This is a genomic window from Stenotrophomonas sp. Steno-Z10-BAI, assembly GCF_056393115.1.
This window is the reverse complement of sequence record NZ_JBWJOZ010000001.1, coordinates 798,828-813,417: the sequence shown is the minus strand read 5'-3', so window position 1 is coordinate 813,417 and position 14,590 is coordinate 798,828. Positions and strand designations below refer to the sequence as shown.

9 protein-coding genes and 1 riboswitch are annotated in these 14,590 nt (G+C 66.1%); of the genes, 4 read left to right on the top strand and 5 right to left on the bottom strand.

Annotation, left to right across the window (positions count from 1 at the left end; all coding sequences use genetic code 11):
- The 4 genes from AC06E9_RS03745 to ilvC form a co-directional block, all read right to left on the bottom strand.
- Window positions 1–1,098, bottom strand: coding sequence for a threonine dehydratase (locus tag AC06E9_RS03745; protein WP_478055584.1), 1,098 nt, complete (start codon window positions 1,096–1,098; stop codon window positions 1–3).
- Between the two features lie 114 nt (window positions 1,099–1,212).
- Entirely contained in the window at window positions 1,213–1,473 is a 261-nt protein-coding gene (locus tag AC06E9_RS03740) for an ACT domain-containing protein (protein WP_070473596.1), read from the bottom strand.
- Window positions 1,457–3,190, bottom strand: coding sequence for an acetolactate synthase 2 catalytic subunit (gene ilvG, locus AC06E9_RS03735; RefSeq protein WP_478055493.1), 1,734 nt, complete (start codon window positions 3,188–3,190; stop codon window positions 1,457–1,459). The genes AC06E9_RS03740 and ilvG overlap by 17 nt, the downstream gene beginning before the upstream one ends.
- Before the next feature lie 39 nt (window positions 3,191–3,229).
- Window positions 3,230–4,204, bottom strand: a complete 975-nt coding sequence (gene ilvC / locus AC06E9_RS03730; protein WP_070473592.1) for a ketol-acid reductoisomerase — start codon at window positions 4,202–4,204, stop codon at window positions 3,230–3,232.
- Between the two features lie 656 nt (window positions 4,205–4,860).
- Here ilvC and ggt point away from each other — a divergent pair.
- Window positions 4,861–6,579: a gamma-glutamyltransferase gene (gene ggt / locus AC06E9_RS03725; protein WP_478055492.1), complete on the top strand. Its 1,719-nt coding sequence runs from the start codon at window positions 4,861–4,863 to the stop codon at window positions 6,577–6,579.
- A gap of 617 nt (window positions 6,580–7,196) precedes the next feature.
- Here ggt and AC06E9_RS03720 read toward each other — a convergent pair.
- Entirely contained in the window at window positions 7,197–8,765 is a 1,569-nt protein-coding gene (locus AC06E9_RS03720; RefSeq protein ID WP_102788207.1) for a BCCT family transporter, read from the bottom strand.
- 290 nt (window positions 8,766–9,055) lie between these two features.
- Window positions 9,056–9,157, top strand: a riboswitch (TPP riboswitch).
- 141 nt (window positions 9,158–9,298) lie between these two features.
- Here AC06E9_RS03720 and thiC point away from each other — a divergent pair.
- The 3 genes from thiC (at window position 9,299) to AC06E9_RS03705 (ending at window position 14,542) form a co-directional block, all read left to right on the top strand.
- The gene (gene thiC / locus AC06E9_RS03715) at window positions 9,299–11,176 is read left to right on the top strand and encodes a phosphomethylpyrimidine synthase ThiC (protein ID WP_152152599.1); all 1,878 of its coding nucleotides are present in this window, start codon (window positions 9,299–9,301) and stop codon (window positions 11,174–11,176) included.
- A 97-nt stretch (window positions 11,177–11,273) separates the two neighbouring features.
- Window positions 11,274–11,951 (top strand): ion channel, encoded by a 678-nt coding sequence (locus AC06E9_RS03710; RefSeq protein ID WP_121039590.1) that lies wholly within the window; start codon window positions 11,274–11,276, stop codon window positions 11,949–11,951.
- A gap of 251 nt (window positions 11,952–12,202) precedes the next feature.
- Complete coding sequence (locus AC06E9_RS03705; protein ID WP_152152611.1) at window positions 12,203–14,542, top strand: winged helix-turn-helix domain-containing protein; 2,340 nt, start codon at window positions 12,203–12,205, stop codon at window positions 14,540–14,542.
- Window positions 14,543–14,590: the final 48 nt, after the last annotated feature.

Sequence of the window (14,590 nt, the reverse complement as noted above, 5' to 3'; positions counted from 1 at the left end):
TCACCAGGAGGTCTCCTCGACGGCAAGGTCGGATGGGATGGCAGAGGTAGGAATCGAAGCGGAAATCGGGGATGTCGCGAGCACGGTTGGTAGGGGCGGGCGTGTTCGCTCGCTGGCGCGGCGGCGCGGTTTGCGCGGAGGGCGGGGACGGATGTCGGCCAGCAGCTGGGCCAATACCAGCGCATCGATGTTGCCGCCGGAGACCACCGCGCACTTGCGCTTGCCGGCGACGCGGCGACCGGCGGCCAGTGCCAGCGCGCCGGCACCTTCGGCGATGACGTGCTCTTCCAGCGCCAGCCGCACCAGCGTCTCGCGCAGCTCGGCTTCACGCACGATCACCACATCGTCCAGCAGTGCGCTGCACAGCTTGCGGGTCAGGAAACCGGGAATCTTCACCTTGACGCCGTCGGCCAGGGTGGCGACGGGGGCGATCTCACGCACGTCGCCGCGGATGGCGCGGGCCATCGAATCGACGCCCTCCACCTGTGCACCGACGATGCGCACGCCCTGCGATTTCAGCGCCAGCGCGACGCCGGAGGCCAGGCCACCGCCGCCGATCGGCACGATCACCACGTCCGGTGCGTGCGGGGCCAGCTCAATGCCCAAGGTGCCTTGGCCGGCGATCACGTCCGGGTCGTCGAAGGCGGACAGGAAGCGGTAGCCGTGCTGGTCGGCCAAGGCACGGGCGAAGGCGTAGGCCTCGTCGTAGCTCTCGCCGTGCTGGCGTACGGTGGCGCCCCAGTGGGCGACCCCGGCGATCTTGGTGGCCGGTGCACCGTGCGGCATCACCGTGATCGCCGGAATGTTCAAGCGGTAGGCGGCCCACGCCACGCCCTGGGCGTGGTTGCCGGCCGAGGCACAGATGACCGGGCGGTCGTCGCCGCGCTCACGCCCGGCCAGCAGGGCGTTCAATGCACCGCGCACCTTGTAGGAGCCGGTGCGCTGCAGGTTCTCCAGCTTCAGCCACACGCCGAAACGCTCGGCGTAATGCAGCGGCGTGGGCGGCAGGAAGCGGCGCAGCCGCGCCTGCGCGGCCAGCACATCGGCGACGCTTACGTCGCCTACGTCCGGTTCCTGCGCGGTACGGCTAGCCGGCATCACGCACCCGGCCATGGTGATCGTTCCGGAGCGACGCGCGCTGCCACGGCGCACGGTGCGACGTACGACCGAGAAGACACCTCCGTACCGGCACCGATGCAACGGTGCGGGCGTTCATGCGGATACTCCCGTACCGGGCTCCAGTGCGCTGATGCGCACCGACACACAGTCGTAGATCTTCTCGATCTGGCGGCGCAGGGTTTCCGGCGGGCGGGTGGAATCGACCACCAACTGCAGGTGCCAGCGACCATCGTCGGCGGCATTGGGCGCACCGGCGATCGCGCGCGGTGCGAAGCCGCGGCGTTCGGCCATGCCGATCACGCGCAGCAGCGCGCCTTCGGCCGGGGTCAGCACCAGGTCAAGCCGGTATTGCATTGGGGAACTCCTGGGACTGATGAGCGGGGTTGCTTTCCAGCATCGTGCTGTTGGCATTGTTGGGCGGCACCAGCGGCCACACGTTGGCACGCGCATCGATGGCCACATGCAGCAGGGCCGGGCCGGGCTGGGCCAGCATCGCGGCCAGGCCACCTTCGACATCGTCACGCGCTTCGATGCGCGTGGCCGGAATGCCGAACACCTGCGCCAGCGCGGCGAAATCCGGGTTGTCGGACAGATCGATCTCGCTGTAGCGCTCGGCGAAGAACAGCTCCTGCCACTGGCGGACCATGCCCAGCGAGCTGTTGTCCAGCAGCACGATCTTCACCGGCAGGCGGCAGCGGGCGATGGTGACCAGCTCTTGGACATTCATCATGAAACTGCCATCGCCGGAGACCAGCACCACGGTGCGATCCGGGCAGGCGAACTGCGCACCCATCGCCGCGGGCAGGCCGAAGCCCATGGTGCCCAACGCGCCGCTGGTCAGGTGGTTGCGCGGGTGGGTGAAGCGGCAATGCTGGGCGACCCACATCTGATGCTGGCCGACATCGCAGGCGATGATCGCATCGCTCGGCGCCAGCTCGCTCAGGCGCTTCAGCAGTGCCGGGGCGTAGATGTGCTTGCCCGGTGCGTCGTAGCGCGGGGCAAAGCGTTCACGATGGCCCTGGCAGCGCTTGGCCCAGGCCTCCTGCGTGGCCGGGGCGGTGGCCGCGGCGGTCAGTGCGCGCAGCGCCGTACCGACATTGCCCGGCACCGCGATGTCGGCGGTGCGCAGCTTGGAGATCTCGTACGCATCGGCATCGATATGCACGACGCGGGCAAACGGGGCGAACTCGTTCAACTTCCCGGTCGCGCGGTCATCGAAACGCGCGCCGACTACCACCAGCAGATCGCTTTCCTGCACGGCCATGTTGGCCGCGCGGGTGCCGTGCATGCCCAGCATGCCCAGGTAGTGGGGATGCTGCGGCGGCAGCGCGCCCAGGCCGCGCAGGGTCAGCACGGTCGGAATACGGGTCGCCTCGACGAAGGCACGGAAGTCCTCCACCGCATCGCCCAGCGCCACGCCACCCCCGGCATAGATCACCGGCTTCTCGGCCCCGGCGATGGCGGCGATGGTCTGCGCGATGGCCTCGTCATTCGGGGCAGGCGGCGCCACCACCGTGGCCGGCACGTGGTCCGGCAGGTGCGACGCATCGGCCACCTGCACGTCCTTGGGCAGATCGATCAGCACCGGTCCCGGGCGACCCTCGCGGGCGATACGGAACGCATCGGCGACCACCTGCGGCAGGTCATCGACCGAGCGCACCAGCCAGCTGTGTTTGACGATCGGCAGAGTCAGCCCGAACACGTCCAGTTCCTGGAACGCGTCGGTGCCCAGCAGCGGGGTGGCGACCTGGCCGGTGATGCAGACCATCGGCACCGAATCCAGCATCGCATCGGCGATGCCGGTGACCAGGTTGGAGGCGCCCGGGCCGGAAGTGGCGACGCAGACGCCGACCCGGCCGCTGGCACGGGCGAAGCCGTTGGCGGCCAGGGCCGCGCCCTGCTCATGGCGAACCAGGATGTGCTTCAGCCCGGAATCCACCAGGGCGTCATAGAACGGCATGATGGTGCCGCCCGGATAGCCGAACAGCGTATGCACGCCCTCGGCTTCCAGGGCCTGCGTCAACCAGCGTGCGCCGTTGCGGGGCGCGGTGCTGTGTGCGGAGGTGTTCATGCGGTGACCTTTACGAAAGCGGGTGGGGGAGCCGCGCGTTTACGCGGCTTGACTTTGCAACCAGACCATCTTGGCGCGCAGTTCTTTGCCTACCTTCTCGATCGGGTGCTCCAGGTCGGCCTGCTTGAACTTGTTGTAGTTCGGCAGGCCCGCTTCGTACTCGGCCACCCAGTTCTTGGTGAAGGTGCCGTTCTGGATATCGGTCAACACGTCCTTCATGCGCGCTTTGGTGCCAGCATCGATCACGCGCGGGCCGCTGACGTAGTCGCCGTACTGCGCGGTTTCGGAGATGAATTCCAGCATGCGGGTGATGCCACCTTCGTAGAACAGGTCGACGATCAGCTTCAGTTCGTGCAGCACTTCGTAGTAGGCGATTTCCGGCTGGTAACCGGCTTCGACCAGGGTTTCGAAGCCGGCCTGCACCAGTGCCGAAGCACCACCGCACAGCACGGCCTGCTCGCCGAACAGATCGGTTTCGGTCTCTTCCTTGAAGGTGGTCTGGATCAGGTTGGCGCGCGCGCCGCCCAGGCCACCGGCGTAGGCCAGGGCGAACTCGGCGGCCTTGCCGCTCTTGTCCTGGTAGACCGCCCAGATGCACGGCACGCCACGGCCGATCTCATACTCGCGACGGACCAGCGCGCCCGGGCCCTTCGGCGCGACCAGCACCACGTCCAGATCCTCGCGCGGTTTGATCATGTCGAAATGCACGTTCAGACCGTGCGCGAACAGCAGCACCGCGCCCTGTTTCATGTTCGGCGCGAGCACATCTTCGTAGAGCTTCTTCTGCACCATGTCCGGGGTCAGCACGGCGACCAGATCGGCATCCTTCACCGCCTCGGCCGGGGCTTTGACGGTGAAGCCGTCGGCCTGGGCCTTGACCTCGGTGGGACCGCCCGGGCGCAGCCCGACGACGACATCGAAACCGGATTCACGCAGATTCAGCGCGTGCGCGCGGCCCTGGCTGCCGTAGCCGACAACAGCGATCTTGATCTGGGGCAGGTCGTTGGTGCTCATGGGGGAGGTCCTTTGGAGGCAAGAAAAAAGAGGGCCGACGGTCAGCGACGCGTCGGCCCATCAGGGGAAGGGGTGGCGCCGGCCTGGCCGCGAGCACACGCGAACGCACCCGCCGTGGGGGCGGTGGGCATCGGCTGGCTCGAGGTGGGCTGGCGGGTCATGGTGGAAGGCAACTCGGCGGGGAGGATGGAAATCAAAGGGTTCTGAAACGAAAAAACCCGCACCTGGTCGGGTGCGGGTTTTGATGGATACCTGGCAGTCTTGCTTACACGCCGGTCCGTCCCGCACCTGTTGGTTGGGTAATAAGTACGAGTACGAGAAGCGAACGGATGGAGGCCGCGCCGTGGTCGGCGTGCTCGATGGATTCGCGGGTGGCTGTGCGCTGCAACATGAGATCGAGAAAACCACACGGGTTTCGGCGGTGTCAACCTTGGAAAGACAATTTCCATCGGTTTCGCCTGCATCCACCGCAAGCCCCCGCTGTACAAGGATGGTTGCGGCTGAAAGCGTTCCGGTGAACCGGAATTCAGCATTTTGCCGGGCGCGATTGCGCGGATTCGGGGCCGATTTGTGTGAGGTGCATGACCATAGTGGGATGTCCTCCGGCGGCATCTGCCGCCACCATCAGCTCGCTACCACCTCTCAGGAACCACCCCGTGTCCTCACGCCTTGCCCGCGGTCTGCTCGCCGCCGCCGTCCTGTGTACGCTGCCCGCCGCCGCCATCGCCGCTGACCGGATCACCGGCCACACCTTCGCCACCCGCTCGGAGGTGATCGCCCCGCACGCGATGGCCGCCACTTCCCAGCCCCTCGCCACGCAGATCGCCCTGGACGTGATGAAGTCCGGTGGTTCGGCGGTGGATGCCGCGATCGCGGCCAATGCCGCCCTCGGTTTGATGGAGCCCACCGGCAACGGCGTCGGTGGTGATCTGTTCGCGATCGTGTGGGACCCCAGGACGCAGAAGCTGTATGGCTACAACGGCTCAGGCCGCTCGCCGAAGTCGCTGACCCTGGCCGAGTTCCAGCGCCGCGGCCTGAAGGAGATCCCGGCGACTGGCCCGCTGCCGGTCTCGGTGCCCGGCGCGGTGGATGGCTGGTTCGCCCTGCACGACCGCTTCGGCCGCAAGCCGATGGCCGACAACCTCGCGCCCGCGATCCGTTACGCCCGCGAGGGCCACCCGGTCGCCGAGGTCATCGCCTACTACTGGGACCGCTCGGTGCCCCGGCTGTCCAAGTACCCCGGTTTCACCGAGCAGTTCACGATCGATGGCCATGCCCCGCGCAAGGGCGAGATGTGGAAGAACCCGAACCTGGCCCACACCCTGGAGCAGATCGCCCAGGGCGGCCGCGATGCCTTCTACAAGGGCGACATCGCCCGCACCATCGGCACCTACTTCAAGGCCAACGGTGGCTACCTGAGCTATGACGACATGGCCAGCCATCATGGCGAGTGGGTCGAGCCGGTCAGCAGCAACTACCGTGGCTATGACGTATGGGAGCTGCCGCCGAACAGCCAGGGCATCGCCGCGCTGCAGATCCTCAACGTACTGGAAGGCTACGACTTCTCCAAGATCGCCTTCGGCTCACCCGAGCACGTGCACCTGTTCGTGGAAGCCAAGAAGCTCGCCTTCGCCGACCGCGCGCGCTTCTACACCGATCCGGCATTCCACCCGGCCCCGGTCGACCGGTTGATTTCCAAGGGCTACGCCGCTGAGCGCCGCAAGCTGATCTCGATGGACAAGGCCCTGAGTGAAGTGCAGCCGGGTACGCCCAAGCAGCTGCAGGAAGGCGACACGATTTACATGACCGTGGCGGATGCCGACGGCATGATGGTCTCGCTGATCCAGTCCAACTACCGCGGCATGGGCAGCGGCATGGCGCCTCCGGGCCTGGGGTTCATCCTGCAGGATCGTGGCGAGATGTTCGTGCTGCGCAAGGATCACCCGAACGGCTATGCGCCGGGCAAGCGCCCGTTCCAGACCATCATTCCGGGCTTCGTCACCAAGGACGGCAAGCCGTGGATGAGCTTCGGCGTGATGGGGGGCGCGATGCAGCCGCAGGGCCATGCGCAGATCGTGATGAACATGGTCGACTTCGGGATGAATCTGCAGGAAGCCGGCGATGCGCCGCGCATCCAGCACGAGGGCTCGACCGAGCCGACCGGGCAGGCGACGGCGATGAGCGATGGCGGCGAGGTGAATCTGGAAACCGGCTTCCCGTATGACACGGTGCGCGCGTTGATGCGCAAGGGCCACCGCGTGGTGTTCGCGGATGGTCCGTACGGCGGGTATCAGGCGATCCTGCGTGATCCGGAGACCGGTGTGTATTACGGGGCGTCGGAAAGCCGCAAGGATGGGCAGGCGGCGGGGTACTGATTCTCTCGTGCTCCGTAGTGCCGATCGCTGGTCTGCAGAAGCGCTGAGCAGAGCGTAAAGCAGGACGCGTTCGGGGGTACGGGTAGTGGGCCGGCCTGGGTGGGTCTGCGGGACACGCCGTGAATCCGTCCATGGAGGCTCATGTCGCCGCATCCATGCGGCTCATGGTCCCGCCAACCCACCCAGGCCGACCCACCCACAGTGGGTCGGTGCGCATGCGAAAGCGGTAGAGCCACGCCATGCGTGGCTCCTTTTTTCTCAACGATGATCCGATGCGTCAGGTGCACGCTGCTGTGCCGAGCGTTGCTCGGCTGCGTTGCCCGAATTACCCCAAGCGCACTGCGCGGAACGTCGACTGTGTCGAGCTTGGCTACGCTGCTCGCGTTGGAACTCTGACACTGTGAGTCGGGCGCGCCTTGCCTAGCACTGCTCGGCGGCTTTACCAGAACCACCTTGAAACTGTGAGCGGGACGGGGCGGGTGGGTTGTCGGGACCATGAGCGCCATGGATGGCGCGACATGAGCCTCCATGGACGGATTCACGGCGTGTCCCGCCAACCCACCCGTCCCGGCCCGCCCACCGATAGCCCGGGAAGCGTGCCGCTCCAGGCGACCAACTCAAGGCGCCCGAGCCGCCTCATCGCGCGTCTCTTCCTGCGCCGCGATCTCCCGCTCGATCCACTCATCCATCAACCGCCGCGCGCGCTGCGCACGGCGCCGCTGCAGCGCATGCTCCATATCCAGTACCCGATACAACGACCACATCACCGCCAGCATCAACAACGCAAACGGCAATGCCGCGATCGTGATCATCCCCTGCAGCGCATTGAGACCGCCCGCCAACAAGAGTACGCCCGCGATCAACGCGATCGCCACGCCCCACACCATCCGGCGCGCCAATGGCGGATCGCCCGCCTCCTCCGTCGACATCGTCGCCAGCACCAGCACCGCCGAATCGGCCGAGGTCACGAAGAAGATCATCAACAACACCAGCGCGATCACCGACAGCACCGTCGGCATCGGCAGGCTGTCGAACATCGTGAACAGCACCGTCTCGTAGCCATTGCCCAGCGCCTGCGCCAGATCCACGTGGCCGAAAATCTGCGACCACAGCGCCGTGCCGCCGAACACCGAGAACCACAGGAAGCCCAGCACGCTCGGCGCGATCACCACGCCCAGCACGAACTCGCGGATGCTGCGCCCACGCGAGACGCGCGCGATGAACGAGCCCACGAACGGCGCCCACGCGATCCACCACGCCCAGTAGAAGATCGTCCAGTCCGCCACCCATGTGCTGCCCGAGAACGGCGACATCCGCAGGCTCATCGTCACCAGTGAATTGAGGTAGGAACCGATCGTGGTGGTGAACGTATCGAAGATGAAGCCGGTCGGCCCGAGCACCAGGATCAGCGCCAGCAACAATGCCGCCAGGCCGAGGTTGAAGTTCGAGAGCCACTTGATGCCGCGGTGCACGCCACTGGTGGTGGAGGCCATGTACAGCACGAACGCCACCGCGATGATGGTCAACTGCACGGGTACCGAGGCCTGGATACCGAACACGCGCTCAAGGCCGGCCGCGATCTGGATCGTGCCGAAGCCCAGCGTCGTGGCCACACCGATCGCCGTGGCGACCACCGCGGCGACGTTGACCACCGTGCCCATCCAGCCGCGGTGATGCGCGCCGATGATCGGCTGCAGCAGATCGCTGATCAGCCCGCGGCCGTTGCGGTTGAACTGGAACCAGGCCATCGCCAGGCCGATCAGCGCATAGATCGCCCACGGGTGCAGGCCCCAATGGAAGAACGCATAGCGCATCGACGCGCGCGCCGCCTCCATGCTCTGCGGGGCCAGCCCTTCCGGTGGCTTCACGAAGTGCGAGATCGGCTCGGCCGCGCCCCAGAACACCAGGCCGATGCCCATGCCGGCGGCGAACAACATCGACATCCAGCTGGCGTTGGAAAAATCAGGCTCGGCATCCTCGCCGCCGATGCGCAGCGAACCGAAGCGGCCGAAGGCCAGGTACATCAGGAACGACAGCGTGATGAACACCACCAGCAGATACAGCCAGCCGGTACTGCGGATGATGGTGGACAGGCCGCTCTGGACGACCTCGTTGAAGGGGCCCGGCGCGAGGCCGGCGATCAGCACCAGCAGTGCGACCAGTGCGATGGAAATGCGGAACACCATGCTGGCGTGTCTCCGATCAGTAGGGGCGAGCCGAGGCTTGCAATCTCCAGCGGCGCAACGGCAACGACTGGGGCGGATCAAGCCGGTCGAGGCCGGTCAGTACGGACGTCAATGGCGTCGAGCAGAGCGCGGTGTGCACGCGATCGGGAGGCTACCCCCTGACCGCACCGCATACCGCGCTGCAGCATGGTAGTGCATGGCGTGTCGGTGCTCTGTTCACATGCACAGGCCGATCACGTTGGTGTGCGGCTTGGCGGTGCGCCCCTGCGCGCTGCTTTGTGCTCTAATTCGCCCCGAAGCGGGGGTACCGCGGCCCAGTGGCCAAGGTTGAGACAGTCCCTTCGAACCTGATCCGGTTGATACCGGCGTAGGGAAGCTTCGCATCTGCAGATGCATTGCGCCGTAGGGCCACCGTGCCCGGAGACCGCCCGCGATCCGTCCGTCGAGCGCCGCCGTTTCGTCCCTCCCATGCGAATCCCTCGCATAGAACCGCACAGTCCCTGTGCGGGGATTGAACCTAGGACGATGCCTTGATGAACGCACAGCTCTCCGCCCTGCAGCAACAGGCCCAGCAACTCTCCGAATCGGTCACGCGGCCGATTCCCGGCTCGCACAAGATCCACGTGCAGGGCTCGCGCAGCGACCTGCAGGTGCCGATGCGCGAGATCACGCTGACCCGCACGCCCACCTTGTTCGGTGGCGAAGAGAACGCGCCGGTCACCGTGTACGACACCTCCGGCCCGTATACCGATCCGGGGGTCGCCATCGACCTCTCCGCCGGCCTGCCCGCACTGCGCGCCGCCTGGGTGGCCGAGCGTGGCGATACCGAGGTGCTGGAGGGCCTGAGCTCGGTGTTCGGCCGCTCGCGTGAAACCGATGCCCGCCTGGATGCGGTGCGCTTCCCCGCGCGGTTGCAGCCACGCCGTGCACAGGCAGGCGCCAATGTCACCCAGATGCACTACGCACGCCGCGGCATCATCACGCCGGAAATGGAGTTCGTGGCGATCCGCGAGAACCAGCGCCTCGATGCGATCCGCGACGCCGCACTGCTGAAGCAGCATCCCGGCGAGTCCTTTGGTGCTTCGATCCCCAGGGTCATCACCCCCGAGTTCGTCCGCGATGAGATCGCCCGCGGCCGTGCGGTGCTACCCAACAACATCAACCACCCGGAAAGCGAACCGATGATCATCGGCCGCAACTTCCTGACCAAGATCAACGCCAACATCGGCAACAGTGCGGTGTCCTCGGGCATTGCCGAGGAAGTGGAAAAGCTGGTCTGGGCGATCCGTTGGGGCGGCGACACCGTGATGGACCTGTCCACCGGCAAGCACATCCATGAAACGCGTGAGTGGATCGTGCGCAACTCGCCGGTGGCGATCGGCACCGTGCCGATCTACCAGGCCCTGGAGAAGGTCGATGGCCGCGCCGAGGAGCTGAACTGGGCGATCTTCCGCGACACGCTGATCGAGCAGGCCGAGCAGGGCGTGGACTATTTCACCATCCACGCCGGCGTGCTGCTGCGCTACGTGCCGCTGACCGCCAAGCGCGTGACCGGCATCGTCTCGCGCGGTGGCTCGATCATGGCCAAGTGGTGCCTGGCCCATCACAAGGAGAACTTCCTCTACACGCACTTCGAGGACATCTGCGAGATCATGAAGGCCTACGACGTGACCTTCTCGCTGGGCGACGGCCTGCGCCCGGGCTGTATCGCCGATGCCAACGATGCCGCGCAGTTCGGTGAACTGGAGACACTGGGCGAGCTGACGAAGATCGCGTGGAAGCATGATGTGCAGACCATGATCGAAGGCCCCGGCCACGTGCCGATGCAGCTGATCAAGGAAAACATGGACAAGCAGCTGCGCGAGTGTGGTGAAGCACCGTTCTATACGCTGGGCCCGCTGACCACCGATATCGCGCCGGGCTACGACCACATCACCAGTGCGATCGGTGCGGCCATGATCGGCTGGTACGGCACCGCGATGCTCTGCTATGTCACCCCGAAGGAACACCTGGGCCTGCCCAACCGCCAGGACGTGCGCGACGGCATCATGGCCTACCGCATTGCCGCCCACGCCTCGGACCTGGCCAAGGGCCACCCCGGCGCGCAGGTCCGCGACAACGCGTTGAGCAAGGCGCGTTTTGAATTCCGCTGGGAGGACCAGTTCCACCTTGGGCTGGATCCGGAGAAGGCCAAGGAATTCCATGACGAGACGCTGCCCAAGGATGCGCACAAGCTCGCCCACTTCTGCTCGATGTGCGGCCCGCACTTCTGTTCGATGAAGATCACCCAGGATGTGCGTGACTATGCGGCGGGGCAGGGCCTGGATGCGCAGCAGGCGTTGGAGGCCGGCATGGCCGAGAAGTCCGCGCAGTTCCGGGATCTCGGGGCGCAGGTGTATCGCCAGGAATGAGGCGCCGGCCGTGGCGGGGCGCGCCGCCACGGCCATCATCCGCCGGCGGCGTGATTCCAGCTAAGCTCGGCGCGACCAGGCAGGGGCGGGGACGACGATGGCGATAGCACGCAGCACCAAATGGCTGGCCATCGCGCGCCGGCATCCCTCTGCCTGGCTGTTGGCCGTGCAACTGCTCGGCGTGCTGCTGTATCCGGCAATGGACGAGGCCGGCGCCAGTCGCGCGCTGTTTGGTGCGTTCGGCATCGCCGTGCTCGGCCTGGCCTTGTGGGTGGTACGGCGCAGCCCGCTCGGCATGTGGGTGGCGCTGGTGCTGGCGATCCCCTCGGTGGTGTTCTCCATCTCCGGTGCTCTGTTGGACCGCCCGGCGCTGGTCACCACTGCGCAGCTGCTCGAATGCCTGCTGTACTTCTATACGGCTGGCAGCCTGATCGCCTACATGCTGCAGGACCACAAGGTGACCCGCGACGAGCTGTTCGCGGCGGGGGCCACCTTCACGCTGTTGGCGTGGGCATTCGCCTTCGCGTTCGCGGTGTGCCAGCAGTGGTACCCGGGCAGTTTCGTGGCGACCAGCGAGAGCGAACTGCGGACCTGGATGGAGTTGCTTTATCTGAGCTTCAGCTTGCTGTCCGGGGTCGGCTTGAGCGATGTGGTGCCCATCCATTCACAGGCGCGCGCGCTGGTGATGCTGGAGCAGTTCGCAGGCGTGATGTACGTGGCTTTGGTGGTCTCGCGGCTGGTGGGACTGACCATGCTGACCCGTGCACGAAACTGAATAAAACATAAAAAATTCGCGCCAGAAGGCGCGAATGTTGACGCAATTTATGTGAATTCATCGGCGAGAGAGAGCCTGTTGTCGGCCGCACGCACAGGCGCGGTTAACCGGCATAGGCTAGTATTCGCGCGCCTCGGTGGTTTTGCGGTTTGCGCCGATGGCGTGTGCGGAATCTGGCGGTTCGTCTGGCGGTATCTATTGCGGCGACCGTGTGAATTCCAGTGGTTTTTTGTATTTTCCTCGTGTCCTGGATGATCAGCAACGACAGTGAGCGCCCTTCCGCCGATGTGATTCAGATCGGCGATTTCATCGTCACTCTCTCCTCGCGGGAAGTGATGAGCGAAGGCATGCGTCGTCCACGTCGACTGACACCCAAAGCATTGGGTGTTCTCAAGGCGCTGCTGCGTTCTCCAGGGGCGGTGGTCACCCGCGATGAACTGTTCGCGGAGGTCTGGCCGGACACGCTGCCGACCAACGACGTGCTGACCCAGGCGGTCACCCAGCTGCGCAAGGCCTTCGCCACTGATGACGATGCGGCCGAACCCTATATCGAGACCATTGCCAAGACCGGTTACCGCCTGCTGATGCCGGTCAGCGTGGTCGAGGATGCCGCACCTGTGTTGCTGCTCGAGCCCGAGCTGCAGCCGGCCTCCACGGGCGTGCTCGCCGCCGCGCACGTACCGGCGGCACTGCCGCATGCGCGGCCTCCGCAAGACCCGATCAAACGCCGTCGGCGGCGCATTCGCCGCTACGCGGTGATGGTCGTCGGGCTGGTGATGCTGGTGGCGCTGCTGGTGATGGCAGCCCTGCTGATGCAACGCGATCCGCCGGCCTCAGCGGTCGAGGCCGCGGTGGAGGATGGCACGCGGGTGATTGGTAGTCCTCAACGCCCGTATCGCCTGATTACCGCCACGGCAGGATTTGAAACCTATCCCACGCTGTCTCCGGATGGGTCGCAGATCGCCTATGAAGCCGATGTGCCCAGCCGACCGGGCAGCGTCATCAAGGTGCAGACCTCCGGTAACACGCCGGCACGCCTGCTGGTCGAGCCGCCCCCAGGCATGTCCGACCGCTTCCCGAGCTGGTCGCCCAATGGCCGTGAGATCGCGTTCGCCCGGTTCGGTCCGGCCGAAAGCTGCGAGGTGCTGATCGCCAGTGCGACGGGTGGGGCGGTGCGTCACGTGACCCGTTGCGACGGCACTGAGCTGCTCAGCTTCGACTGGACCCCGGATGGTCGCGGCCTGGTCTTCGGCTCGCTGTCCGGCCGGTATGCGCAGCGCGGCATCCGCACCCTGGACATCGCCAGCGGACGCTGGCAGCCGCTCCAATACGATATAGGCAGCGACAACTTCGAATATGCCCCGCGGTACTCGCCGGATGGGCGCTGGATCGTGTTCGTGCGCAATCCGCAGATCGGCGATCTGTGGCGCATGCCGGCTGGGGGGGGCAGCCCGGAGCAGCTGACCGATGACTCGGCGGAGATCCGGGGCTGGGCCTGGCGCGGCGACAGCCGCCATATCGTGTTCGGCCGCCGGGTCGACAGCGAATCGCGCCTGTATGAGCTCGATACCGATACGCGTGTCCTGCGCGACGTCGGTCTGGACGATGCGCAGTCCCCCACCGTGTCCCGGGCGAACGACATGCTCGCCTTCGTACACCGGCGCCCCCAGTTCGGCCTGTTCCGGGTGCCTGTGGAAGCTGGCGCGCTGGGTGTGCCGCAGCGCCTGTTCCCCTCGGGAGGACGTGACTCGCAGCCCATGGTGTCTCCGGACGGTCAGCAGATCGTGTTTTCTTCGGACCGCTCGGGCAGCTATGCACTGTGGTGGGCGGATCTGCAGCGGCCGGAGTCCTTGCGTCCGATCGAGGGCCTCAGGCCCGAAGCGCGCCAGGCCTCGGACTGGTCGCATGACGGCAAGCGCGTGCTGGTATTGGGGCGCGATGAGCATGCCAACCCCGGGATCTATGAGGTCTCCCCGCGCGATGAGCAGACCGTGCGTCTGCCCGTCCCGGTGCGCCAGCCATTGCAGGCGCTGTATGGCAGGGATCCGCTGCAGGTCCTGGTGGTGGAGCGCGACCGTGATGAGCGGATGCGTCTGTCGTTGTTCGATCGCAGCCTGACCCCTTGGCGACTCATCGGCAGCATCGAGGGCGTTTCCCAGGCGCGTTATGACGTCGCAGGCGAGCGCGTGTTGTTTACCCGGCTCTCGGCGGGGGGGCTGTGGCAGGCCGACGCTTCGCTGAGTTCGCAGAGCATCCGCCAGATCAGCGAAGACCGCCCCACGCGCTGGCGCTATCGCACCTGGACCGTGTCCGCGCAGGGGGCGATCGACTATCTCTCCAATCGATCCGATTGCGCCACGGTGTTCACCCGGATTGCCCAGCCGATCGCCGATCAGGAGCATTGCCTGGATGCAGGCCGCCTCAGCGCCAGCAATGGATTCAGCGCAGGACCCGGCGGGGAGGCCCTGTATGTGGCCCTGGCGGTGGCCGATGGCACCGACATCGGGGTGATGTCGCTCCCCGAGCGCGTACCGTCGTTGTTTCCGGGGTTCGTCAAGTCCATGATTTTGAAAACAAAAAACCCTTCGTAACTTCTTCGTGGCGTTCTCGTCTCGAATTCGTATCAATCTCGCCAGGAC